The sequence below is a fragment of the Acidovorax sp. FG48 genome (genome assembly GCF_057809085.1).
This window is the reverse complement of sequence record NZ_JBMDJH010000002.1, coordinates 377356-402114: the sequence shown is the minus strand read 5'-3', so window position 1 is coordinate 402114 and position 24759 is coordinate 377356. Positions and strand designations below refer to the sequence as shown.

The 24759-nt window shown below is 62.0% G+C and carries 16 protein-coding genes; 13 read left to right on the top strand and 3 right to left on the bottom strand.

Annotated features, from left to right (window positions below):
- Positions 1 to 93: 93 nt before the first annotated feature.
- The 9 genes from aceE to ACODSU_RS04800 all read left to right on the top strand — a co-directional run bounded on the left by aceE (position 94) and on the right by ACODSU_RS04800 (position 16289).
- Positions 94 to 2814, top strand: a complete 2721-nt coding sequence (gene aceE / locus ACODSU_RS04840) for a pyruvate dehydrogenase (acetyl-transferring), homodimeric type (RefSeq protein WP_488840521.1) — start codon at positions 94 to 96, stop codon at positions 2812 to 2814.
- 19 nt (positions 2815 to 2833) lie between these two features.
- Positions 2834 to 4525 carry a dihydrolipoyllysine-residue acetyltransferase gene (gene aceF, locus ACODSU_RS04835; protein ID WP_488840519.1) on the top strand — a complete coding sequence of 564 codons (1692 nt, stop codon included), beginning with the start codon at positions 2834 to 2836 and terminating at the stop codon, positions 4523 to 4525.
- A 19-nt stretch (positions 4526 to 4544) separates the two neighbouring features.
- On the top strand, positions 4545 to 6395 hold the full coding sequence (gene lpdA, locus ACODSU_RS04830; RefSeq protein ID WP_488840517.1) for a dihydrolipoyl dehydrogenase: 1851 nt from the start codon (positions 4545 to 4547) through the stop codon (positions 6393 to 6395).
- 233 nt (positions 6396 to 6628) lie between these two features.
- Positions 6629 to 9727 (top strand): type I restriction endonuclease subunit R, encoded by a 3099-nt coding sequence (locus ACODSU_RS04825; RefSeq protein ID WP_488840515.1) that lies wholly within the window; start codon positions 6629 to 6631, stop codon positions 9725 to 9727.
- The gene (locus ACODSU_RS04820; protein ID WP_488840512.1) at positions 9720 to 11015 is read left to right on the top strand and encodes a restriction endonuclease subunit S; all 1296 of its coding nucleotides are present in this window, start codon (positions 9720 to 9722) and stop codon (positions 11013 to 11015) included. Before ACODSU_RS04825 ends, ACODSU_RS04820 begins: the two co-directional genes overlap by 8 nt.
- A complete protein-coding gene (locus ACODSU_RS04815) occupies positions 11012 to 12076 on the top strand; it encodes an AAA family ATPase (protein WP_488840510.1) in 1065 nt (354 codons plus the stop codon). Before ACODSU_RS04820 ends, ACODSU_RS04815 begins: the two co-directional genes overlap by 4 nt.
- 11 nt (positions 12077 to 12087) lie before the next feature.
- Positions 12088 to 13098, top strand: a complete 1011-nt coding sequence (locus ACODSU_RS04810; RefSeq protein WP_488840508.1) for a virulence RhuM family protein — start codon at positions 12088 to 12090, stop codon at positions 13096 to 13098.
- Positions 13095 to 14702, top strand: a complete 1608-nt coding sequence (locus tag ACODSU_RS04805; protein ID WP_488840506.1) for a type I restriction-modification system subunit M — start codon at positions 13095 to 13097, stop codon at positions 14700 to 14702. The genes ACODSU_RS04810 and ACODSU_RS04805 overlap by 4 nt, the downstream gene beginning before the upstream one ends.
- A gap of 165 nt (positions 14703 to 14867) precedes the next feature.
- Positions 14868 to 16289: an aspartate kinase gene (locus tag ACODSU_RS04800; protein WP_488840504.1), complete on the top strand. Its 1422-nt coding sequence runs from the start codon at positions 14868 to 14870 to the stop codon at positions 16287 to 16289.
- A 114-nt stretch (positions 16290 to 16403) separates the two neighbouring features.
- Here ACODSU_RS04800 and ACODSU_RS04795 read toward each other — a convergent pair whose 3' ends face one another.
- Positions 16404 to 17369, bottom strand: coding sequence for a DMT family transporter (locus ACODSU_RS04795; protein WP_488840503.1), 966 nt, complete (start codon positions 17367 to 17369; stop codon positions 16404 to 16406).
- A gap of 149 nt (positions 17370 to 17518) precedes the next feature.
- Between ACODSU_RS04795 and ACODSU_RS04790 the strand changes: the two genes are divergently transcribed.
- Positions 17519 to 18424, top strand: a complete 906-nt coding sequence (locus ACODSU_RS04790; protein ID WP_015014013.1) for a LysR substrate-binding domain-containing protein — start codon at positions 17519 to 17521, stop codon at positions 18422 to 18424.
- Between the two features lie 16 nt (positions 18425 to 18440).
- Here the strand turns inward: ACODSU_RS04790 and ACODSU_RS04785 are convergent, their stop codons facing one another.
- On the bottom strand, positions 18441 to 19202 hold the full coding sequence (locus ACODSU_RS04785; protein ID WP_488840501.1) for a DeoR/GlpR family DNA-binding transcription regulator: 762 nt from the start codon (positions 19200 to 19202) through the stop codon (positions 18441 to 18443).
- Between the two features lie 167 nt (positions 19203 to 19369).
- On the opposite strand from ACODSU_RS04785, the gene ACODSU_RS04780 reads away from it, so the two are divergent.
- Positions 19370 to 20002: an NUDIX domain-containing protein gene (locus ACODSU_RS04780; protein WP_015014015.1), complete on the top strand. Its 633-nt coding sequence runs from the start codon at positions 19370 to 19372 to the stop codon at positions 20000 to 20002.
- Between the two features lie 24 nt (positions 20003 to 20026).
- Here the strand turns inward: ACODSU_RS04780 and ACODSU_RS04775 are convergent, their stop codons facing one another.
- Positions 20027 to 22366: a penicillin acylase family protein gene (locus tag ACODSU_RS04775; RefSeq protein ID WP_488840499.1), complete on the bottom strand. Its 2340-nt coding sequence runs from the start codon at positions 22364 to 22366 to the stop codon at positions 20027 to 20029.
- Positions 22367 to 22536: 170 nt separating this feature from the next.
- Between ACODSU_RS04775 and ACODSU_RS04770 the strand changes: the two genes are divergently transcribed.
- Both ACODSU_RS04770 and ACODSU_RS04765 read left to right on the top strand, forming a co-directional pair.
- Positions 22537 to 23634, top strand: a complete 1098-nt coding sequence (locus ACODSU_RS04770) for a GlxA family transcriptional regulator (RefSeq protein WP_488840498.1) — start codon at positions 22537 to 22539, stop codon at positions 23632 to 23634.
- 157 nt (positions 23635 to 23791) lie between these two features.
- Positions 23792 to 24757, top strand: coding sequence for a class I SAM-dependent methyltransferase (locus tag ACODSU_RS04765; RefSeq protein ID WP_488840496.1), 966 nt, complete (start codon positions 23792 to 23794; stop codon positions 24755 to 24757).
- The last annotated feature ends 2 nt before the right edge of the window (positions 24758 to 24759 follow it).

Genomic DNA, 24759 nt, shown 5'->3' with positions numbered 1-24759 from the left:
ATGAAATGCATAGGCACCATTTGAAATTGCGAAAAAATATGCGAAACTAGAGCCAACGTACTAAATTGCTGCCACACCTACAGGAGACAAAGCATGTCAGCTCAGCCCGACCCTCAGGCCGGTTTCGGCATCGGTTCCGATACCGACCAGCAAGAGACCCGTGAATGGATGGACGCGCTGTCCGCCGTCATCGACAAGGAGGGCCCGGAGCGCGCCCACTTCCTGTTGGAACAACTTCTTGAACACGCCCGCCAGAGCAGCATCGATCTGCCGTTCTCTGCGAACACGGGCTATGTCAACACCATCGAGCCTGAAAAAGAGGCCCACTGCCCCGGCAACATCGCCATCGAAAAGCGTCTGCGCGCCTACATGCGCTGGAACGCCATGGCTATGGTGGTGCGTGCCAACCGCCTGAACCCCGCCGATGGCGGCGACCTGGGCGGCCACATCGGTTCGTTTGCTTCGGTGGCCAGCATGTTTGGCGCCGGTTTCAATCATTTCTGGCATGCTGAGAGCGAAGGCCATGGCGGCGACTTGCTCTACATCCAGGGCCACAGCGCTCCCGGCATCTACGCCCGTGCCTACCTCGAAGGCCGCCTGACTGAAGAACAGCTCGACAGCTTCCGCCAGGAAGTGGACGGCAAAGGCCTGTCCAGCTATCCGCACCCCAAGCTGATGCCTGAGTTCTGGCAGTTCCCCACGGTGTCCATGGGCCTGGGCCCGCTGATGGCCATCTATCAGGCGCGTTTCCTCAAGTACCTGCACGCCCGTGGCATTGCCAACACCGAAAACCGCAAGGTCTGGGTGTTCTGCGGCGACGGTGAAATGGACGAGCCCGAATCCCTGGGCGCGATCGGCCTGGCCGCGCGTGAAAACCTCGACAACCTGGTCTTCGTCATCAATTGCAACCTTCAGCGCCTGGACGGCCCGGTGCGTGGCAATGGCAAGATCGTGCAAGAACTCGAAGGCGAGTTCCGTGGCGCGGGCTGGAACGTGATCAAGCTGCTGTGGGGCAATGGCTGGGACGAGTTGCTGCGCCGCGACAAGAGCGGCAAGCTCAAGCAGCTGATGATGGAAACGCTGGACGGCGACTACCAGGCCATGAAGGCCAATGACGGCGCCTTTGTCCGCAAGAACTTCTTCGGCAAGTACCCCGAAACCCTCAAGCTCGTCGAGCACATGACCGACGAAGAGGTGTTCGAGCTGCGCCGTGGCGGCCACGAGCCCGCCAAGGTGTACGCTGCCTTCCACGCCGCCAACGAGCACAAGAACCAGCCCACCGTGCTGCTGGTCAAGACCGTCAAGGGCTATGGCATGGGTAAGGCCGGTGAAGGCAAGAACACCGTGCACCAGACCAAGAAGCTGTCGGACGAAGACATCAAGTACATCCGTGACCGCTTCAACATCCCCATCCCTGACAGCCAGCTGGCCGAGATCCCGTACTACAAGCCCGCCGACGACACGCCGGAAATGCAGTACCTGCACGAGCGTCGCAAAGCCCTGGGCGGCTACCTGCCGCACCGCCGCGTAAAGGCTGACGAGAGCTTTACCGTGCCCGCGCTGGACACCTTCAAGGCCATCCTCGAGCCCACGGCCGAAGGCCGCGAAATCTCCACCACGCAAGCCTACGTGCGCTTTATCACGCAACTGCTGCGCGACCAGGCCCTGGGCCCGCGCGTGGTGCCCATCCTGGTGGATGAGGCGCGTACCTTCGGTATGGAAGGCCTGTTCCGCCAGATCGGCATCTACAACCCCAAGGGCCAGATGTACACCCCGGTCGACCGCGACCAGGTGATGTACTACAAGGAAGACAAGGCCGGCCAGATCCTGCAGGAAGGCATCAACGAAGCCGGCGGCATGGCCAGCTGGATTGCTGCCGCCACCAGTTACAGCACGAACAACCGCATCATGGTGCCGTTCTACGTGTACTACTCCATGTTCGGCTTCCAGCGCATTGGCGACCTGGCCTGGGCGGCGGGTGACATGCAGGCGCGTGGCTTCCTCTTGGGCGGCACTTCGGGCCGTACCACGCTGAACGGTGAAGGTCTGCAGCACGAAGATGGTCATAGCCACATCCTGGCAAACACCATCCCCAACTGCGTGAGCTACGACCCCACCTTTGCCCACGAAGTCGCAGTGATCATGCACCGTGGCCTCAAGCGGATGGTCGAGCAGCAAGAGAACGTCTTTTACTACATCACGCTGCTCAACGAGAACTACAGCATGCCGGGCCTCACGGCGGGTACCGAAGAGCAGATCATCAAGGGCATGTACCTGTGCAAGCCCGGCGCCGAAGGCGACAAGCGCGTGCAGCTGCTGGGCTCCGGCACCATCCTGCGCGAGTCGCTGGCCGCGCAAACCCTGCTGGCCGCCGACTGGGGCGTGCAGGCCGACGTGTGGAGCTGCCCGAGCTTCAACGAGCTGACCCGCGAAGGCCAGGACGTGGACCGCTGGAACCTGCTGCACCCGCTGGAAACACCACGCGTGCCGTTTGTGGCGCAGCAGCTGGGCAGCAGCACCGGCCCCGTGGTCGCATCCACCGACTACATGAAGGCCTATGCCGAGCAGATCCGTCCCTTCGTACAGAGCTCGGCCAAGGGTGGCCGCAACTACAAGGTGCTGGGCACCGACGGCTTTGGCCGCAGCGACTTCCGCAGCAAGCTACGCGAGCACTTCGAGGTGAACCGCCACTACATCGTCGTGGCCGCCCTCAAGGCGCTGAGCGAAGACGGCGTGCTGCCCGCCACCAAGGTGGCCGAGGCAATTGCCAAGTACGGCATCAATGCTGACAAGATCAACCCGCTCTACGCATAAAACGAACGGAGACAGAACAATGGCATTGGTCAACATTCAAGTCCCGGACATCGGGGACTTCGACGAAGTGGGCGTGATCGAGCTGCTGGTCAAGGTGGGCGACACCGTGAAGGCCGAGCAGTCGCTCATCACCGTCGAATCCGACAAGGCATCGATGGAGATCCCATCGAGCCATGCGGGCGTGGTCAAGGAACTCAAGATCGCACTGGGCGACAAGGTCAAGCAGGGCTCTGTGATTGCTGTGGTGGAGTCCGCTGACGCAGGCGCTGCGGCAGCTCCGGCCGCTGCACCGGCTCCTGCCGCAGCTGCTCCCGCGCCCGCCCCAGTGGCGGCACCAGCACCGGCGGCGGCTGCTGCTGCTGGTGCCCCTGCGGCTGCAGGCCCGGTCGAAGTGCGCGTGCCCGACATCGGCGACTTCAAGGACGTGGCCGTCATCGAGATGCTGGTCAAGGTCGGTGACACCATCAAGGTCGAGCAATCCTTGTTCACCGTCGAATCCGACAAGGCCTCCATGGAGATCCCATCGCCCGCCGCGGGCGTGCTCAAGGAGCTCAAGGTCAAGATCGGTGATACCGTCAACATCGGTGATCTGGTCGCTGTGCTCGAAGGCGCTGCCACCGCAGCGGCCCCGGCAGCAGCCCCCGCACCCGTTGCGGCCGCTGCACCGGCACCTGTACCCGTTGCCGCCCCTTCTGTGGCTGCCGCTGCAGCACCTGCCGCTGCCACTGCCTCGGTGCCTGTTCCCGCCCACCAGCCCGGTACTCCGACCGCAGGCCTGCCCCATGCCTCTCCCTCCGTGCGCAAGTTCGCCCGTGAACTGGGCGTGCCCATCGACGAAGTCAAGGGCACCGGCCCCAAGGGCCGCATCACGCAAGACGACGTGGCTGCCTTCACCAAGCAAGTGATGGCAGGCGCCGTGCAGACCAAGGCCCAGGCGGCCAAGGCGCCTTCGGCAGCAGCCGGTGGCTCCGGCGTGGGTCTGGACCTGCTGCCCTGGCCCAAGGTGGACTTCACCAAGTTCGGCCCGGTGGAGCGCAAGGATCTCTCGCGCATCAAGAAGATCAGCGGCGCCAACCTGCACCGCAACTGGGTCGTCATCCCGCATGTCACGAACCACGACGACGCGGACATCACTGACCTCGAAGCTTTCCGCGTGCAGTTCAACAAGGAGAACGAGAAGAGTGGCGTCAAGGTCACCATGCTCGCCTTCATGATCAAGGCCGCCGTGGCCGCACTCAAGAAGTTCCCCGAGTTCAACAGTTCGCTCGACGGCGACCAGCTGGTGCTGAAGAACTACTTCCACATCGGCTTTGCGGCCGACACGCCCAACGGCCTCGTCGTGCCCGTCATCCGCGACGCCGACCAAAAGGGCATCGTGCAGATCAGCCAAGAGATGGGCGACCTGGCCAAGAAGGCGCGCGACGGCAAGCTCGGCCCGGCCGACATGACCGGTGGCTGCTTCTCCATCAGCTCGCTGGGCGGCATTGGCGGGCGTTACTTCACGCCCATCATCAACGCGCCTGAAGTCGCCATCATGGGCGTGTGCAAGAGCAGCATCGAACCCAAGTGGGACGGCAAGCAGTTCGCCCCGCGCCTCATGCTGCCCCTGAGCCTGAGCTGGGACCACCGCGTGATCGACGGCGCCGCTGCCGCACGCTTCAACGTGTACTTTGCCTCGCTGCTGGCGGACTTCCGCCGCATCGTGATGTAACGGAAGGGCAAGACACACCATGGCAATCATCGACATCAAGGTGCCCGACATCGGCGACTTCGCCGAAGTGGCCATCATCGAAGTGCTGGTCAAGCCCGGCGACACCATCAAGGCCGAGCAGAGCCTGATCACCGTGGAGTCCGACAAGGCTTCCATGGAGATCCCCTCCAGCCATGCTGGGGTTGTGAAGGAACTGAAGGTCAAGCTCGGCGATAAGGTCGCTGAAGGCTCGGTAGTGCTGACGCTGGAAGTGCAGGGCGCAGGCGCGGCAGCGCCAGCACCTGCCGCATCCCCAGCGCCTGCAGCTTCAGAGAAGAAACCGGCTGTAGCGCAGGTAAATAATGTGCCGGAAGCTATCAACCCAGTAGCATCCAGCTTTGCTGGCTCCGCTGATCTGGACTGCGACGTGCTCGTGCTCGGCGGCGGCCCTGGCGGCTACAGCGCCGCCTTCCGCGCGGCCGACCTGGGCCTCAAGGTCGTCATCGTCGAGCGCTACGCCACCCTGGGTGGCGTGTGCCTGAACGTGGGCTGCATCCCCTCCAAGGCGCTGCTGCACGTGGCAGCCGTCATGGACGAAGTCAGTCACATGGCTGACCTGGGTGTGGACTTTGGCGCCCCCGTGGTCAACATCGACAAGCTGCGCGGCCACAAAGAGAAAGTCATCGGCAAGCTGACCGGCGGCCTGGCCGCCATGGCCAAGATGCGCAAGGTGACCACCGTGCGTGGCTACGGTGCTTTTGTCGGCGCCAACCACCTTGAAGTGGAAGAGACCACCGGCACCGGCCAGGAGAAGACGGGCACGAAGAAGGTCATCGCCTTCAAGAGGGCCATCATCGCCGCCGGTAGCCAGGCCGTGCGCCTGCCCTTCATGCCCAACGACCCGCGCGTGGTCGATTCCACCGGCGCCCTGGCGCTGAAGGAAGTGCCCAAGCGCATGCTCATCCTGGGCGGCGGCATCATCGGCCTGGAAATGGGCACCGTCTACAGCACCCTGGGCGCGCGCCTGGACGTGGTGGAAATGATGGACGGCCTGATGCAAGGCGCTGACCGCGACCTGGTCAAGATCTGGCAGAAGATGAACGCCAAGCGCTTCGACAACATCATGTTGAAGACCAAAACCGTCGGTGCTGAAGCCACACCCGAAGGCATCAAGGTCACCTTCGCACCAGCGGAAGAGGGCGGCACCGCCCCCGAGCCGCAGGTGTACGACCTGGTGCTGCAGGCCGTGGGCCGCACGCCCAACGGCAAGAAGATCGCGGCCGAAAAGGCCGGCGTCGCCGTCACCGACCGTGGCTTCATCAACGTCGACATCCAGATGCGCACCAACGTACCGCACATCTTCGCCATCGGCGACATCGTGGGCCAGCCCATGCTGGCGCACAAGGCGGTGCACGAGGCCCACGTGGCGGCGGAAGTCATCGCTGGCGAACTGCAAGGCAACAAGGAGCTGGCATCCGCCGCCTTCAATGCCCGTGTGATCCCTAGCGTGGCCTACACCGACCCCGAAGTGGCCTGGGTGGGCCTGACTGAAGACCAGGCCAAGGCGCAAGGCATCAAGGTCAAGAAGGGCCTTTTCCCCTGGACGGCCTCCGGCCGCGCCATTGCCAACGGTCGCGACGAAGGCGTCACCAAGTTGCTGTTCGACGACTCGCCAGAGGCCCATGGCCACGGCAAGATCCTTGGCGGCGGCATGGTCGGCACGCATGCGGGCGACATGATCGGTGAGATCGCCCTGGCCATCGAGATGGGCGCCGACGCCGTGGACATCGGCAAGACCATTCACCCGCACCCCACGCTGGGCGAGAGCATCGGCATGGCGGCGGAGATTGCGCACGGCAGCTGCACGGACGTGCCGCCGCAGAAGAAGTGAGGCTATGAGCCATTGAAAATGCTACTGATTCAGTAGCTGGCCGCGCAAGTTCTGTAAGGACTGCGCGGCTTTTTTCTTTCTAGAATATTGCGGCATTTGGCATTGCGACAATATCCATAGGTCCCCTGCGCGAACCCGTCACAATCGCAGGTGCATTGAAACTGCAGGGCACCCCTGTCAGCCACAAAATTGGCCCAGTAAGTAGCCCAGTTCGACACTGCTATTGCTCCACTATGCCTCCATCCACTTCCAGCTACGCCCCGGCACCCGTTACACCCAGCCCCGCTGTCAAAGAGGAGCAGATTGAATACGGCTTTATTGGCAAGCTCCAGGGCCTCAAGTACGAATACCGCCCTGACATCCGCGACCGCACCGCGCTGGAGCGCAACTTTCGCGAAAAGTTCGAGGCCCTGAACCGCGTCCACCTGACCGATGGCGAATTTGCCCGCCTGCTGGACGACATCGTCACCCCCGATGTCTTCACCGCCGCCAAAACCTTGCGCAGCATCAACGCCTTCACCCGCGAAGACGGTACGCCGCTGAACTACACCCTGGTCAACCTCAAAGACTGGTGCAAAAACACCTTCGAGGTGGTCAACCAACTGCGCATCAACACCGACAACAGCCACCACCGGTACGACGTGCTCATCCTCATCAACGGCGTGCCGTGCGTGCAGGTGGAGCTGAAAACGCTCACCATCAACCCCCGCCGGGCCATGGAGCAAATCGTTGACTACAAAAACGACCCCGGCAACGGCTACACCAAAACGCTGCTGAGCTTTTTGCAGCTCTTCATCGTCAGCAACCGCACCAACACCTACTACTTCACCAACAACAACGCCCGGCACTTTGCGTTCAATGCGGACGAGCGGTTTTTGCCCATCTACCAGTTTGCGGACGAGCTCAACAAAAAGATCACCCAGCTCGATGAGTTTGCCGACAAGTTCCTAGGCAAATGCACCCTGGGCCAAACCATCAGCCGCTACATGGTGCTGGTGGCGTCAGAGCAAAAGCTGTTGATGATGCGGCCCTACCAGGTCTACGCCGTCAAACGCATCGTCGAATGCATTGCCCAAAACAACGGCAACGGCTACATCTGGCACACCACGGGCAGCGGCAAAACGCTCACGTCCTTCAAGGCGTCCACCCTGCTCAAAGACAACCCCGATGTAGAGAAATGCCTCTTTGTGGTGGACCGCAAAGACCTGGACCGCCAGACCCGCGAGGAATTCAACCGCTTTCAAGAAGGCTGCGTAGAAGAAAACACCAACACTGCCACGCTGGTGCGCCGCCTGCTGTCTGACGACTATGCCGACAAGGTCATCGTCACCACCATCCAAAAGCTGGGCCTGGCGCTGGACGAAAACAGCAAGCGCAACAAGCAGCAAAAGAAAGACGGCAAAGCCACCTACAAAGAGCAACTGGCACCGCTGGCCAACAAGCGCATCGTCTTCATCTTTGACGAATGCCACCGCTCGCAGTTTGGCGACAACCACCAGGCCATCAAAGAGTTCTTCCCCAAGGCCCAACTGTTTGGCTTTACCGGCACGCCCATTTTTGAGGCCAACTCCAGCCGCACGCAGATTGAGGACGAACAGGCCTCCATGAAGACCACGGAAGACCTGTTTCAAAAACAACTCCACGCCTACACCATCACCCACGCCATTGAAGACGCCAACGTGCTGCGCTTCCATGTGGACTACTACAAGCCCGAGGGCAAAAACCCACCCAAGCCCGGCGAGGCCCTGGCCAAAAAGGCCGTGATCGAAGCCATTTTGGCCAAGCACGACACCGCCACCGCCCACCGCCGCTTCAACGCCGTGCTGGCCACGGCCAGCATCAACGACGCCATTGAATACCACCGCCTGTTTGACGAGATTCAGCAAGCCAAGCAGGCCGCAGACCCTGCCTTTGTGCCGCTCAATATCGCCTGCGTGTTCTCGCCCCCGGCGGAGGGCGATGCCGATGTGCGGCAAATCCAAGAAGACCTGCCCCAAGAAAAAGCAGACAACCAGGTAGACCCCGAGGGCAAAAAAGCCGCTCTCAAAGCCATTTTGGCTAGCTACAACGCCCGCTACGGCACCAACCACTCCATCAGCGAGTTCGACCTGTACTACCAGGACGTACAAAAGCGCATCAAAGACCACCAGTGGCCCGACGCTGACCTGCGCAAGGCCTTTCCGGCGGCCCCGCACCACAAAATCGACATCACCATCGTGGTGGACATGCTGCTCACCGGGTTTGACAGCAAATACCTCAACACCCTGTACGTGGACAAAAACCTCAAGCACCACGGCTTGATCCAGGCGTTTTCGCGCACCAACCGCGTGCTCAACGGCACCAAGCCCTATGGCAACATCCTCGACTTTCGCCAACAGCAAGCCAATGTCGATGCCGCCATTGCCCTGTTCTCCGGCGAAAAAACGGGCGACCAAGCGCGCGAGATCTGGCTGGTAGACAAAGCCCCGGTCGTCATCCAAAAGCTGGACGCCGCCGTGCAAAAGCTGGCCGACTTCATGCAAAGCCAAGGCCTGGCTTGCACCCCCGAGGCCGTGCACAGCCTCAAGGGCGACGACGCCCGCGCCGCCTTCATGCAAAACTTCAAAGAAGTGCAGCGCCTGAAAACCCAGCTAGACCAATACACCGACTTGACGGCAGACAACGCCACCGCCATCGACCACATCCTGCCCGCCGAGCAGCTGCAAGCCTTTCGCGGTGCCTACCTTGAAACTGCCCAGCGCCTCAAAGCCCAACAAGCCCAGCACGACAAAGGCAGCGAAGGGCAGGGCGGCGCAGCAACCGATGCAGTAGATCAGCTCGACTTTGAATTTGTGCTGTTTGCCAGCAGCGTGATCGACTACGACTACATCATGGGCCTCATGTCGCGCTTCTCACAGCAGGGGCTGCAGGGCGGCGGCAAACAAAAGATGACCAGAGACGAGCTGCTGGGCTTGATCCTGTCCGACGCCAAATTCATGAACGAGCGTGAAGACATCGCCGCCTACATCCACACCTTGAAACCCGGCGAGGGCCTGAGCGAGGTCGCCATCCGCGAGGGCTACACAAAATTCAAGAAGGAAAAAGACAGCGCCGAGCTTTCCGACATTGCCACCCGTCACCAACTGGCCCCCGCTGCGCTGCAAACCTTTGTGGACGGCATCTTGCAGCGCATGATTTTTGATGGCGAGGCGCTGAGCGATTTGATGGCCCCGCTGGACTTGGGCTGGAAGGCCAGGGCGCAGGCAGAAACGGCGCTGATGAAAGAGCTGGTGCCGTTGCTGCAAAAGCGCGCGCAGGGGCGGGATATTTCGGGGTTGAGTGCGTATGAGTAATGTGGATAAGGCTGCGCTGGTGCCTAAGCTGCGGTTTCCTGAGTTTCAAAGTGCTGGAGCGTGGACGACAGAGCAGCTTGGTACGGTAGCGACCATCAGCACGCAAAAGGTCGGTAAAAGCGTTTGTGTGCCGATGAGTATCACGTCGGGCGTAGGCCTAGTGAGCCAAGAGGAAAAGTTTGGTCGCGTGATCGCTGGCGACTCATATAAAAACTACTTGCTCTTGCAACCCAACGAATTTGCCTACAACAAGAGCGCTACAAAGGAGTATCCCGAAGGTTTCCTCGCCTTGTACTCGGGCACTGATCTGGCCGCAGTCCCGAACAGCATCTTCACCTGCTTTCGTATCAATGGTGAGTCGCCAGATGTACGCTTTCTGAACTACCAGTTTGCCGACAACCTACACGGTCGCTGGCTGCGCAAGTTCATTCAGGTGGGTGCTCGGGCGCACGGCTCTCTGAGCATCAATGACAGTGATTTGATGGCACTGCCTGTTCCAGTTCCGTCAGGTGACACATCGGTCGCCGAACAACAAAAAATTGCCGACTGCCTGAGTTCCTTGGACGAACTGATCGCCGCGCAAGCCCGCAAAGTGGATGCGCTCAAGACCCATAAAAAAGGGCTGATGCAGAAGCTTTTCCCCCGCGAAGGCGAAACCCAACCGCGTCTGCGGTTTCCTGAATTTCGGGATGCAGGGGAGTGGGAGTGTGGCCCGCTAGGGGCTATTTTTGAGACTACGTCTGGAGGCACCCCAAACCGCTCCGAGGCCAGCTATTGGGATGGAGATATTCCTTGGATCACTACATCCTTGGTGAATTTTGAGGTCATCACTAGTGCAGGGGAATACATCAGCCAAGTGGGCCTAAAAAACTCCTCTGCCAAACTTTTGCCGAAAGGAACCGTTTTGATTGCGATGTATGGGCAAGGGAAAACGCGCGGTCAAGTTGCTTTGTTAGGCGTTGAGGCCACAACCAATCAAGCATGCGCTGCTGTTCTTCCCAAAAACGGCATAAATCCGTATTTCGTTTTTTCCAACTTGGCTGGTAGGTATGACGAATTGAGGAAGCTCAGCAACAGCGGTGGACAAGAGAACCTGAGCCAAGCGCTTATTCGTGAATTTCCATTTTTTTATCCGGTGGAAGAATTGGAGCAACAGCGCATTGCCGACTGCCTCACCTCCCTCGACACCCTCATCACCGCCGCCGCCCAAGAACTCGAAACCCTCAAGACCCACAAGAAGGGATTGATGAAACAGCTGTTTCCCGTTTTGGACGAGGCGCCACTATGAGCATCAACGAGATAGCCAAGCAAATCAATGAGTCGGACGAGAATATTGTCATTGTTTATGCGTTTAATGCGACCGGAAAAACAAGACTTTCAGTTGCATATAAAGATGAAACTAAAAAATCCAACAATGGACGGCATGCTGGCGTGTACTACAACGCGTTCAGTGAAGACCTGTTTGTTTGGGATAACGATGAAGAAAATGATGGCGCAGACATAAAGTTAACAATACGCCAAAGCAGCCTGAACCAATTCCATAGTTTTTTGTATGAAAACCGTGAAGCTGTTCTAGACAAGCTGGCAATGTATGCGCCGAAATACATTTTTGAACTCGTGGCTCACCAGAATTTGGAAAATGGTATTGAGTCTATCAGGTTTTTCATAAATGAGACCGATAAGCGACCAATAAAGATATCGCGCGGAGAAGAGCGAATTTTTGTTTGGTGCTTTTTCTTGGCTTTGCTGGACGTCGACGGTTGGGCGAACGAACAAGATGCACACATCTTCATCGATGATCCCGTTTCCAGCTTGGATGAGCACAATATTTACGTTACTGCCGAGTCCATTTTTCAACTTGTCGAGACCCACTATCTCAAAAAGAGGGTGGTTGTTACGACCCATCACATTGGACTATTTTCAATATTGGCGGATCGCCTCACCAAGGGCAGCAAGAGCGACCGCTATAAAAATCTGACGAAGTTGTGCATCCTCACAAAAAATGGAGACGCACTTTCTTTGGATACGCCGAGGAACGGCGTTTTTCTCTTTCACTTGCATGTTCTGCAATTACTGGTTGAGGCCAGTCGAAGCGAGCTGTATGCGCATCACATCGTGATGTTGCGACAGGTGCTAGAAAACGTTGCTTCCTTCTTGGGGCGGGGGAATATTGGGTTTGTGCTGACTCAGATCGGAGTGGCAGATGCTGAAAGTGCAGCGAACACCATCAATTCACTCTCGCACAAAGATGCTTACTACTATCAAAGCGACTTGATGCCTCCTGCAGTCCAAACGGTTTTCAGAGATGTTTTGGACAAGCTGCTTGATAAGTACAAATTTAATGTATGAATGAGTTGATCATGATGCAACTCATCCTCTACACCACCGACGATGGCAAGAGCCAGATCCAACTGCGCGCTGACCTAGGTACGGTTTGGCTCACCCAGTTAGAGATGGCCGAACTGTTTGACGCCACCAAGCAAAACATCTCGCTGCACCTCAAAAACATCTTTGAGGACGGCGAATTGGACTCGGCGGCAACTATCAAGGAATCCTTGACAGTTCAAACCGAGGGCACGCGCCAGGTGCAGCGGCCTGTCACGCTCTACAACCTCGACGCCATCCTGGCCGTGGGCTACCGCGTGCGCTCGCCGCGTGGCGTGCAGTTCCGCCGCTGGGCGTCCACGGTGCTCAAGGAGTATCTGGTCAAGGGCTTTGTGCTGGACGACGAGCGGCTGAAGAACCCCGACGGCCGCCCGGACTACTTTGACGAGATGCTGGCGCGCATCCGGGACATTCGGGCTTCGGAAAAGCGCTTCTACCAAAAGGTGCGCGACCTGTTTGCCCTGGCGGCAGACTACGACAAATCGGATGAAGCCACGCAGACCTTTTTTGCCACGGTGCAAAACCTGCTGCTGTATGCGGTGACGCAAAAGACGGCGGCAGAACTCATCGTGAGCCGCGCCAACCCTGCCGACCAGCATTTCGGCCTGCTGACCTGGAAGGGCACCCAGGTGCGCAAGCAGGACATTGTGGTCGCCAAAAATTACCTGACCGAAGACGAGGTGGACACCCTGAACCGGCTGGTGGTGATCTTTCTGGAAACGGCAGAGCTGCGCGCCAAGCGGCAAACCTTGACCAGCATGGGATTCTGGCGCGAGAACGTGGGGCAGATCATCGTGTCCAACGGGTTCCCGTTGCTCAGCGGGGCAGGCACCGTCAGCCACTCCCGCATGGAGCAAAAGCTGGAACCGCTGTATCTGGACTTTGACCAGCGCCGAAAGGCTGAAGAAGCGCGTGCTGCGGATGCCCAGGATGAAGCTGAACTCAAGGCGCTGGCAAACACCATCAAAAATCGCCCTAAAAAATGACTGAACAAAACCAAACCAAGTTGGGCAAAACCCTGTGGGCCATTGCCGACCAACTGCGAGGGGCCATGGACGCGGACGATTTCCGCGACTACATGCTGTCGTTTCTGTTTTTGCGCTATCTGTCGGACAACTACGAGGCGGCGGCCAAGAAGGAACTGGGCAGCGACTACCCCGCACAGATCGACAGTTCGGTATCGACCCCCTTGCAGCTTTGGTACGAAGGCAACCTGGCCGATGTGCCCGAGTTTGAAAAGCAGATGCGCCGCAAGGTGCATTACGTGATTGAGCCGCAGCACCTGTGGAGCAGCATTGCCAACATGGCCCGGACGCAAGATGCCGAGTTGCTGCGCACCTTGCAGGCAGGTTTCAAATACATCGAGACCGAATCGTTTCAGAGCACGTTTCAGGGCTTGTTCTCGGAAATCGACTTGGCCTCGCCCAAGCTGGGCAAAAACTACACGGAGCGCAATGCCAAGCTGTGCGCCATCATTCAGAAGATCGCCGACGGACTGGCGGAATTCTCCAAGGAGATGGACGCGCTGGGCGATGCGTATGAGTATCTGATTGGCCAGTTTGCGGCGGGCTCGGGCAAGAAGGCGGGCGAGTTTTATACGCCGCAGCAGATCTCGGACATCCTCTCGGCCATCGTCACGCTGGACAGCCAGGAGCCGCGCACGGGCGCGCGGCAGCGGCTCGATAGCGTGATGGACTTTGCCTGTGGCTCGGGTTCGCTGCTTTTGAACGTGCGCAAGCGCATGGGGCCGCATGGCATTGGCAAGATTTACGGGCAAGAGAAGAACATCACCACCTACAACCTGGCGCGCATGAACATGCTGCTGCACGGGGTGAAGGACACGGAGTTTGAAATCTTCCACGGCGATACGCTGGCCAACGACTGGGACATGCTGCGCGAGCCGAACCCGGCCAAAAAGCCCGCGTTCGATGCCATCGTGGCCAACCCGCCATTCAGCTACCGCTGGGAGCCGGGCGAGGCCATGGCGGACGATGTGCGCTTCAAAAGCCACGGCCTCGCGCCCAAGTCCGCCGCCGACTTTGCCTTTTTGCTGCACGGCTTTCACTTCCTCAAAGACGAGGGCGTGATGGCCATCATCCTGCCGCATGGGGTGCTGTTTCGGGGTGGAGCAGAGGAGCGCATTCGCAAAAAGCTGCTGTTGGACGGGCACATCGACACGGTGATTGGTTTGCCATCCAACCTGTTCTATTCGACCGGTATTCCGGTGTGCATCCTTGTGCTGAAGAAGTGCAAGAAGCCGGATGACGTGCTGTTCATCAATGCCGCAGAGCATTTCGTCAAAGGCAAGCGCCAGAACCAGCTCACCGATGAGCACATTGCCAAGATCATCAAGACCTACCAGTTCCGCGAGGAAGAAGCCCGCTATTCACGCCGGGTGGAGATGGCGGAGATTGAGAAGAATGATTTCAACCTGAACATCTCGCGCTACATCAGCACGGCGGTGGGCGAGGCTGAGATTGATCTGGACGACACGCATCAGCAATTGGTGGACATTGAGAAGGCAGTTGTCGCAGCAAAGGCCAAGCACAACGAATTTTTGAATGAGCTGGGCTTGAAGCTACTGCCGTAGTCGCCGGTTCGTCCCCCATCGCCGTGGGGCCGCGCTGCAGGGCAGCCGTTGGGGTGGCTCAAGGAGCCCTCACAAAAGTGATGGAAAATACCGGGTTTGTCGCCACATGCCCGTGGCAGCAGATCCGCCCGGCCTTCTAACCCTTTTGCTCCCCTGAGCCTGTCCATGTCAGACGTCCACTCCTCCAAGATCTCTGTCGAGAAAATCGGCGGCACCTCCATGACCGCCTTTGGCGATGTGTTGCGCCACATCGTGCTGCACGACCCCAAGCGCATTAACGGCCGGATCTATGTGGTGTCCGCCTACTCGGGCGTGACGAACCAGTTGCTGGAGCACAAGAAGACGGGTGAGCGCGGCATCTATGCCCTGTTTGCCGAAGGCAAGGGTTACCAGGATGCTTTGACGCAACTGGCTGCCAGCCTTAAAAAGCTCAACGCAGGCTATGCCGACCTGGGCCTGCCGCTGGATGTGGCCGATGCCTTTATTGACCAGCGCATTGCCCAGGCACGCGAATATCTGAACGCCATGCAGCACGTGCTGGCCAGCGGCTATTTGAGCCGCAAGGACGTGTTGCTCGCGGCGCGCGAAGTGCTGGCCTCGATTGGCGAGTCGCACAGCGCGTTCAACTCTGTCGAGATCCTCAAGGCCAATGGCGTCAATGCCCTGCTGATGGACCTGGCCGGTTTTGACGACAACGAAGCCTGGACGATTGACGAGCGCATTGCCAACAGCTTCAAGGGCCTGGACCTGAGCGACAAGGTGGTGGTGGCCACGGGCTACACCAAGGGCACCGAAGGCATCATGCGCGAGTTTGACCGGGGCTACTCCGAGGTCACCTTCAGCAAGATCGCCGTGGAAGTGCGCCCCGCCGAGGCCGTGATCCACAAGGAATTTCACCTGTCGTCCGCCGACCCCAACCTGGTGGGCCTGGAAAACGCCATCGTGGTGGGCGCCACCAACTACGACGTGGCCGACCAGCTGGCCGACGTGGGCATGGAGGCCATCCACCCCAAGGCCGCCAAGCCCATGGAGCTTGCAGGCATCCCGATCCGCCTGAAGAACACCTTTGAGCCCGACCACCCAGGCACTCTGATCACCAAGGACTTCGTGGGCGAGCGCGCGCGCGTGGAGATCGTCACGGGCACCGACAAGGTCACGCTGATCGAGATCCACGACCCCAGCATGGTGGGTACCGTGGGCTTTGATGCGGGCCTGATGAACGTGTTCTGCAAGCACGATGTGAGCTACATCCTTAAGGCCACCAACGCCAACTCCATCGCCCATCTGGTGTGGGACAACCAGGTCACACCCGAGCTGGTGGCCGAGCTGCAGAAGGACTACCAGGTCGTGACGATCAAGCCTAGCGCAATCGTGTGCACCATTGGCTCCAACATCGGCATCCCTGGCGTGCTGGCCAAGGCCGCGCAGGCGCTGGCCGATGCGCGGGTCAACGTGAATTGCGTGTCCCAGACACTGCGCCAGGTGAACATGCAGTTCGTGATCGAACGCGAGGACTATAAGACTGCGATCAAGGCGCTGAACATGGCGCTGTGTGTGAACTCGGGTGCGCCAATTCCGCGTGCCTGAACAGGTTTTCGCCTTCGGCTCAAAGCCCGCTCCGTGCGGGCTTTTTTGCGTCCACGTCTGGTATCGGGCGCTGGAGCGCAGTGTATCGGCAGATCGTGGGAGACGAGTGCTGTACTACTTTTTGTAGAGCAGAAAAGTCCTGTCCATCAACCCCATGAAGCCCGGCCGTATGCTGATTTTGCTGATCAGCATCACCCCCGCGAGCACCAGCACCGCACCACCCATCTGCCACCAGGTCAACGGTTCATCCAGCAGCCAGACGCCAAAAAAGATCGTGAGGATAGGCCCCAGCGTGCCAATCAGCGCGGTCTTAGAGGCACCGATGCGGCGGATGGCGGCCGAGGTCATGAACACGGGCAACACGGTGGAGAACACGGCCATGCCCAGCGCATGCAGGTAGACCGGCGCGGGCTGCACCAGCGCACCCGCAGGTTGCGACACCACAAAATGCAGCAGCGTAGCGCCCGTGGAGACCAGCATCGCCAGCGCCGTGAAGCGCGCCGCGCCCATGCGGCGTATGGCGGGCTCGCTGCCTGCCTGGTAGAACGCATACGACACGGCCGAGCCAAACACAAACCCTGCGCCCACCAACACGGCGTGCGAATCGCCCGCCACATGCAGGTCGTGCGCAAAGGCCAAGCCAATGCCCGCGTAGGACAACAACAGCGCACCCAGCTCCCGGCGAGAGGCCCGCTTGCCCATGAACAGCACACCGATCACGATGGTGAGCGTGGGGTAGGTGAAGAGGATCAGCCGCTCCAGGCTGGCGGTGATGTACTGCAGGCCGATGAAGTCGAGAATGCTCGCGCCGTAGTAGCCCAGCAGGCCCAGTGCCACGATGGCCAGCCAGTCGCGCCCCGCCAGCGGGGCCAGGTTGCGGCTGGCGCGCCAGCCCACCCAGGCGAACACGGGCACCGAAAACGCCATGCGCAGGCACAGCAGGGTGACGGAATCCACCGGTGCCGCCTGGGGCACGGCATAGGCCAGCTTCACAAAGATGGCTTTGAACGAGAAACCCAGCGCCGCGAGGATGGCGAGGGCGAGACCAAGGCGTTCGGAAGACCAGTTTTTCCAGGGCATGGAGTAGGTTTGCGCGTTTCGTGCGGTTTGGCCGAACGATTTGCATACTTTGTATCGGGAAGGCTGGCATCCTGCCTTTGAATGCTGCAAGGCACAATTGCTGATCCAGCAACCATGCGTTCGTTAATGACGAACGCCAGGGGCCCGCTTTGAACTACGACCTCACCGACCTGCGCCTGTTTGTCGCCATTGCCGAAGAGCGCAACCTCACACGCGGCGCCGCGCGTGCCTACCTGGCGCCGTCGTCGGCCAGCCACCGGCTGCGGCGGCTGGAGGAGGCGCTGAACACCTCGCTGTTTGAGCGCCAGACGCGCGGCGTGGCGCTGACCCGCGCGGGCGAGGCCCTGCTGCGCAACGCCCGCCAGGTGCTGGCCAGCATCGAGCAAATGCATGCCAACCTCTCCCCCTTTGCCACCGGCATTCGCGGCCATGTGAGCCTGTGGGCCAACACGCATGCCACCCACACCTTTTTGCCGGATGACCTGGCGGGCTTTCTCAAGCGGCACCCCCATGTCAGCGTGAGCCTGGAAGAGCGCACCAGCGCCGAAATTGTGGTGGCCGTGGCCAGCGGCGAGATCGAGGTGGGCGTGCTGGCAGACAGTGGCACAGGCGCTGGGGTCGAGCTGTCGCCGTACCGGCAGGACCGCCTGGTGCTCATCGTGCCCGCAGGCCATGCGCTGGCGGCGTGCGGCCGGGTGGGCTTTGCCGAGGTGCTGGACCAGGCCTTTGTGATGCTGCACGCGGGCTCGGCCATCCACACCTTCACGACCAATGCCGCCGCCGCGCTGGGGCGGCATCTGGATGTGCGCATTCAGGTGCGCAGCTTTGAAGCCGTGTGCCGCATGGTGGGCGCGGGCGTGGGTATCGGCCTGGTGCCCCGGGGCGCGGCCTTGCAGGTGGCGGGCCTGAGCGAGCCGCCGGTGCTGGTGGAGCTGGACGAACCGTGGGCGCAGCGCGACTTGCAAATCTGCGTGCGCAAGGGCGCGGTGCTGACGGGCTTTGCCGCAGCCCTGGTCGCGCACCTGCGCCAGGGCGCGGGCACCGCTACTGCCTGATTGCCTGATTGCAGGATCAGCCTGCAGCAATCTCTACCTTGGCCCCACCGGCCTGCAGCTTTTTGCGCAGCGCCTGGGGCGTGGCGGCAGGCACCACCAATGCGGCAAGTTCGCGCAAGGGGGCCACGCTGAACGGCGATGCTGTGCCCAGCTTGTCAAGCGAAGCCAGTACCACCGTCTCTGCCGCCCGCTGGTGCAGGGCGCGCTTGACAGCGGCTTCCTCAAAGTCTCCCGTGGTCAGGCCAGCCTGGGCATGCACGCCGGTCACACCCATCAGGTACAGGTCGGCCCGCAACTGGGCGGCGGCCTCGACCACGCTGGCGCCCACATTCACCATGGAGTGGCGGAACAAGCGCCCGCCCAGCATCAGCACCTCCACCTGCGCATGCCCCGCCAGCGCCACCGCCACGGTGGGGCTGTGCGTGACCACGGTGGCGCGCAAGTCCAGCGGCAGGTGCTGCACCACCTGCAGCGATGTGGTGCCCCCGTCCAGGATCACCACCTGGCCGGGCAGCACCAGCGCGGCCCCGGTGCGGCCCAGGGCGCGTTTGTCTTCGGGGGCCAGCTGCTCACGCACTTGCAGACTGCCCACAGCGGCCGAGGCGGGCAGGGCGCCGCCATGCACACGCTGCAAGCGGCCCTCATCTGCCAGCTCGCGCAGGTCGCGCCGCACGGTGTCTTCCGAGATGCCCAGCTCCTCGCTGAAGGCTTTGGCCACGATCTGGCCGTCCTGCTGAAGTCGAGCGAGCAGGAGCTGTTTGCGTTGGATGGTCAGCATGAAGGGTTAAATCCGGTGATTGCACGAATTTGCATGTTTGTGCATGATATTGCGCAAATCAATCTTGTCAAAACCATGCGCTTACCACCAGACCCCACTGCCTTCCCGCAGGCGCCCGCCGTGTGTCGCCACCCAAGCCAGCCAAGCCAGCCAAAAGGGAGCCTCGCATGAGCCGCCCCGTGCCCGATGTCCCCATCGCCGAGCTGAACGCCCGCACCGAGCATGTGAAGCTGCTGGACGTCCAGGTGCTCTCCGATAACTGGTATGTGCTGCGCAAGGTCACCTGCTCGCTGCGCAGGCGCGATGGCCAATGGCAGACGATGAGCCGCGAGGCTTATGACCGGGGCAATGGTGCCGCACTGCTGTTGTTCGACCCGCGTCGCAGCACCGTGGTGCTGACGCGCCAGTTCCGGCTACCCGCCTTTCTCAACGGTTGCGCTGACGGCCTGCTGATCGAGACCTGCGCGGGCCTGCTCGACGGTGACGACCCCGAAACCTGCATCCGCCGCGAGGCCGAGGAAGAAACCGGCTACCGCGTGCGCCAGCCGTGCAAGGTGTTCGAGGCCTACATGAGCCCTGGCTCGGTGACGGAAAAGCTGCACTTTTTCGTGGCCGAATACGAACCCGGCGACCGCATCCGCAGCGGCGGCGGCCTGGAGGGAGAGGGCGAGGACATCGAGGTGATCGAGATGCCGCTGGCCGACGCCCTGGCCGGCATTGCCAACGGCACGATCCAGGACGGCAAGACCATCATGCTGCTGCAGCATGTGGCCTTGCACCTGCGAGGCACCGCCCTGTAAAAAAGGCGCAGTGCTCGCAGGCGCTCAAGGCCGTACCAGCCGCAGCGGCTCGCCCACGCGCGCCTTCACCACATCGTCGCGGTGGAAGGGCAGGGTGTGCCAGCGCTTGGCCGAGAACTCGCGCATCTGGTCGTTGGCGTGGGGCGACGCGGGGTTGGTGGACTGGCCATAGGTCAGGATGGCCTGGGCCACTGGGCCCCTGGCGTCGAAGGTCACGGTCTGCACATAGCTGGTGCCGTAGTCGATGCGCAAGCCTGCCTTGTTGATGGGCGCGGGCTCCTGGCGGCCCAGGTTGTTGAGCACGCCTTCAAACTCCTCGCCGCCGTGCAGTGCAATCGCTTCTTCGGTGATGGCGGGGCGCTGCACGCTGCCCAGCGTGGCGTCGAGCGTGTAGCCGCTGGTGCGGATGGCCTTGACGGCGCCGTCCAGCGCCTCCCACACCTTTGCGGCGGTGGTGGCGTCATCCATCTTCAGGCCTGCCGGGGTGGCCACGGGTTGCGCAGGGTCGAAGGGCACGCGGTGCACGCCGGGGATGTTGCGCGCGGTGCGCCAGAACTCGCGGAACACATGGGCGCCGCGGGCATCGACGTTGCTGCGGCGGTCCCAGCCTTTCAGGGCCGCGCAGCCGTCGCGCGATTCGGCCGTGGGCGCCTTGTCGCAGGCGGCCAGCAGGTCGGGCACCACCACTTGTGCCATGAAGTTGCGGTTCTCGAACAACTGGCCCTGGATGGCCTGCAGCGTGACCTTGCCCCGGCTGAGCATTTCAGGAATCTCCGCCAGACCGGCGCGGGTGCGTGGCCGGGTCAGGCTGGCGTCGCCCACCAGGGGCGAGATGCCGTCAAACTTCTGGCCGGGGTGGGTGTAGACAAAGCTGTCGTTGCTGTTATGCACCCAGTCTGTGCGGAAGGCCACCGGCATGCGGCCGATGGGGATGAGTCCCGGCACGGGCGATGCGCTGTCGCGGCGCCAGTCGCACTCGGCGCGTGATCCGTTCAGCACCACCAGGCTGGCTGCAGCGCGCAGTGCGGCGGCGGGCTGGCTGGGGGCGCAACGGGCGAGTTGGGCGGCGTCCACATCGGGCACCACGCTCACGTCGGCATACATGGTCTGGCCGCTGCGGTCCGCCGCCAGGGTATTCACCCAGGGCAGGCCCAGGTTGGCGTGGGCCTTGTGCAAGTCCTGCACCGAGCGCGCACGCGCAAAGGCCAGGGCTGCATCCATCATGCGGGTGTTGCCGGTATTGGCGTCGCGCAGGGCGTAGGCGGTCTTGGCGTTCCAGGTCAGGCCCGCGCGGGGCACCACCACCAGCGGGCCCCAGCGGGTGGACCACACGGTGTGCTCTTGCGTCTGCAGCTTGCCGTCCGGGCCGGGGATCTGGGCGCTGATCTTGCGGGCGGTCATCTTCTCGGGCTTGCCGTCCACCAGATAGGTGGTGGGGTCGCCTTCGGCCAGCGTCACTTCGTAGAACGTAAAGCGCTTGCCGGTGGATACCGTGTGCGACCAGGCAACGTCCTTGTTGAAGCCGATGGACACCATGGGGTAGGTGCCGATGCCTACGCCCATCACGTCCATCTGGCCGGGGATGGTGAGGTGCATTTCATAGAAGCGGTTGGGGCCGCTCCACGGAAAGTGCGGGTTGCCCAGCAGCATGCCGCTGCCGTTGGCCGTCACGTCCTTGCCAAAGGCCCAGGCGTTGGAGCCCAGGGGCGAGTCGAGCAGGCCCACATCGCGCAGCGCCTGGGCAGCATCGGCCAGGTTCACGTCAGCGGCGGGTGCCTGCGCCGCCTTGGTGGCAGGGGGCTGGGCGCCCAGCATGCCGTCGGCCAGCGCGGCGATGCCGGCCTGCACGGCCACCACCTCGGCCATGCGGCGGTACTGGGCCATGGTCATGGGTTGTACCCACGGCTTGCCCCGGCAGGCCTCGGGCAGGGTGGCGGCGTTGTCGGCCAGAAACCGGTTGTAGCCCGCCACATAGCCGCGCGCCAGGGCCTGCGTTTCGGAACTGGTCTGGGCCCAGGCGCGCTCCAGCATGGCGTCGTCCATGTGGGCGGCCATGAACAGGTCGATCTGCGCGTTGGGGATGTAGCGGCGGCCCAGCAGCCCGATGGTCTGCGCGCCGAAGGTGCTGCTGCGCTGGCCGCGTGCTGTGACGAGCTGGTCGGCCGTCATGCAGACGTTGTCTTGCGCGTAGGCGTACGCCACGCCGTAGGCCAGGGATTCGGGGTCGTTCGCGGTGATGTGCGGAATGCCGTAGGCGGTGCGCTCAATGGTCACGCTGCGGTCTGTGCCTGCAGCGCCTGGCTGGCTGGTGCAGCCCGCCAGGAAGAGGGCGGTGCAGGCTGCAGCCAGGGTGGTCAGGGCCATGGAAAGGCTGCGGTGGGTTGAGGGTTCGTGCATAGGTGGGTGTCTCCGTTTGTGTGGGCCCGCAACGCAGGCAATGGCTGCGGGGCGCTGTCGTCGCACGGTCATGCTACTGCCCGGTAACACTGCAAGGCGGTGGTTGTTTGGCCACAAAGGGTGGCAAGATCGCCACCATGCCTACTGCCAAAACTGCACTGCCGTCCTGCCTGAACGTGGGCATCCTCTGGGGGCACGGCAGCATTGCCAGCACCGCCGCCGCTGCAGTGGACGCCCTGCGCGCCATGAACATGCTGGCGGCGATGCGCCCCGGGGGCGCGCAGCCTGTGGTGCGCTGGTTCTGGCTGCGCGTGCCGCAGGAGCGCGATGCCACACCGCCGCCGGTGCCCGGCGCAGACCTGGGTCCTGATGCACTGGATGTGGTCGTCATCCCCGGCTGGCTGGTCCCCACCGGGCCGCAATTGCGCGAGATCAGTCAACGCTACAGCCAGCACTTTGGCGCCATGCTGCGGGGCCACCTGCAGCGGGGCGGGCTGGTGGCGGCGCTTTTCAACGGGTCCAGCCTGCTGGCGCACTGTGGCCTGCTGGCGGGGCGCAAGGCGGCGTTGCCCTGGGTGTTTGCACCGTCCATCGTGCTGCAGTCCAGCGAGAGCGGCGCCAAGACTGCCGATGTGGCGGAAGTGATCTGGCAGCGGGAGCGAACCTGGCAGCGCGATGGCGCCCTGTGGACCACGGCCTCGCTGCAAGACACCCTGGCGGCGATGCTGGACCTGCTGGCCCAGACACCGGCGGCCGAGCTGGCGCAGGCCGCATCGCACGCGCTGCTGTTCGACCCCCAGCGCCAGCTGACCGCCACCACCGCCATGGAGACCCCTACGGGCCACCCCCTGGCGGCGGGCGCGCTGGAGCAGGCGCGGCGCTGGCTGCAGGACCACCGCAACGAACCCTACAGCCTGCAGGCCACGGCCCGGGCCGCCGCCACCAGCCCGCGCACCTTGCTGCGCTGGTTTGCCCAGGTGCACGGCGAAACACCGCAGGACTACCTGCACCGGCTGCGCACGGCCCAGGCCCAGGCGCTGCTGCAGACCACCTACCTGACGGTGGACGATGTGGCGCAGCAATGCGGCTACAACGACACGGGCAGTTTTCGCAAGGTGTTCACCCGCGTGGCGGGGGTGACGCCAGGGGCCTACCGCCAGCGCTTCAAGCTGCGTACATCGCGCAAGCAGTGGCTAGGGCGGCAGGGGCTGCCTGGCGACGATTCGCTGGTCTAGGCAGGCCGATGGCATTCGCAGTCGCTGGTGGGTGTTAGCGCCAGTGCCGGCGGCGATAATGCGGCATTGCTATTGAATCAATAGCTGCTCAGGCACGATTTACTAGCGCTTGGTGCCGTTTTGATTTTCAAACTGTTTTTTGCCGCCATTCTTCTCCATGCAAGCCCTGCTCGACGCCATTGCCATCATGCCCCTGCCCACCGACGCCCAGCGCGTCTTCCACGGTCGGGGTGGGCTGTTTCCGGGCTGCGAGCAGTGGGTGCTGGACGCGTACCCGCCGGTGCTGGTGCTGACCAGCTTTGCGCCAGCCAGCGACGCCGAGCTGGAGGCCATCGGCGCTGCGCTGCAGGCACGCTGGTCGCATATTGCGCCCGAAGGCCAGCCGCTGAACTGGGTCTTCCAGCACCGGGGCGAGGCGCTGCGCATCGAAGGGCGCAGCGAAACGCGCCTGATGGCCGGCGCCGTGCCCGACCCGCATGTGGTCACCGAAGCGGGCATGCGCTACCGCGTGCATGTGCTGCGCGGCCAGAACCACGGCCTGTTCCTGGACATGGCCGCAGGCCGCCGCTGGGTGCATGACTACGCTGCCGCGCGCAGCCAGGACCGCTACGGCCTTAAGGTGCTGAACCTGTTTGCCTACACCTGTGCGTTTTCGGTAGTAGCGTTACAGGCGGGGGCCAAGCAGGTGGTCAATGTGGACATGAGCCATGGCGCCATTGGCATCGGGCAGCAGAACCACCAGCTCAACGGCATCACCTCGGGCGCCACCTTCCTGCCGCACGACATCTTCAGCAGCTGGGGCAAGATCAACCGCAGTGGGCCCTACGGCCTGGTCATCGTGGACCCACCCAGCTACCAGAAGGGCAGCTTTGTCGCCACCAAGGACTACGCCCGCCTGATGCGCCGCCTGCCCGACCTGCTGGCCCCCGGCGGCCACGCGCTGCTGTGCCTCAATGCGCCGGAGCTGGGTCTGGACTTTTTGCAGGACCAGATGCAGGAGCTGGCGCCCGATCTGCGGTTTGTGGAGCGCGTGACCAATCCCCCCGTGTTTGCCGATGTGGACCTGCAGCGCGCGCTGAAGGTGCTGGTGTACCAAGCGCCTGAACTGGCGACGGCAGCCTAAGA

Excerpts from the sequence above, each read along its gene's own strand:
- aceE (WP_488840521.1), top strand. The coding sequence starts at position 94 with ATGTCAGCTCAGCCCGACCCTCAGGCCGGTTTCGGCATCGGTTCCGAT.
- aceF (WP_488840519.1), top strand. The coding sequence starts at position 2,834 with ATGGCATTGGTCAACATTCAAGTCCCGGACATCGGGGACTTCGACGAA.
- lpdA (WP_488840517.1), top strand. The coding sequence starts at position 4,545 with ATGGCAATCATCGACATCAAGGTGCCCGACATCGGCGACTTCGCCGAA.
- ACODSU_RS04825 (WP_488840515.1), top strand. The coding sequence starts at position 6,629 with ATGCCTCCATCCACTTCCAGCTACGCCCCGGCACCCGTTACACCCAGC.
- ACODSU_RS04820 (WP_488840512.1), top strand. The coding sequence starts at position 9,720 with ATGAGTAATGTGGATAAGGCTGCGCTGGTGCCTAAGCTGCGGTTTCCT.
- ACODSU_RS04815 (WP_488840510.1), top strand. The coding sequence starts at position 11,012 with ATGAGCATCAACGAGATAGCCAAGCAAATCAATGAGTCGGACGAGAAT.
- ACODSU_RS04810 (WP_488840508.1), top strand. The coding sequence starts at position 12,088 with ATGATGCAACTCATCCTCTACACCACCGACGATGGCAAGAGCCAGATC.
- ACODSU_RS04805 (WP_488840506.1), top strand. The coding sequence starts at position 13,095 with ATGACTGAACAAAACCAAACCAAGTTGGGCAAAACCCTGTGGGCCATT.
- ACODSU_RS04800 (WP_488840504.1), top strand. The coding sequence starts at position 14,868 with ATGTCAGACGTCCACTCCTCCAAGATCTCTGTCGAGAAAATCGGCGGC.
- ACODSU_RS04795 (WP_488840503.1), bottom strand. The coding sequence starts at position 17,369 with ATGCCCTGGAAAAACTGGTCTTCCGAACGCCTTGGTCTCGCCCTCGCC.
- ACODSU_RS04785 (WP_488840501.1), bottom strand. The coding sequence starts at position 19,202 with ATGCTGACCATCCAACGCAAACAGCTCCTGCTCGCTCGACTTCAGCAG.
- ACODSU_RS04780 (WP_015014015.1), top strand. The coding sequence starts at position 19,370 with ATGAGCCGCCCCGTGCCCGATGTCCCCATCGCCGAGCTGAACGCCCGC.
- ACODSU_RS04775 (WP_488840499.1), bottom strand. The coding sequence starts at position 22,366 with ATGGCCCTGACCACCCTGGCTGCAGCCTGCACCGCCCTCTTCCTGGCG.
- ACODSU_RS04770 (WP_488840498.1), top strand. The coding sequence starts at position 22,537 with ATGCCTACTGCCAAAACTGCACTGCCGTCCTGCCTGAACGTGGGCATC.
- ACODSU_RS04765 (WP_488840496.1), top strand. The coding sequence starts at position 23,792 with ATGCAAGCCCTGCTCGACGCCATTGCCATCATGCCCCTGCCCACCGAC.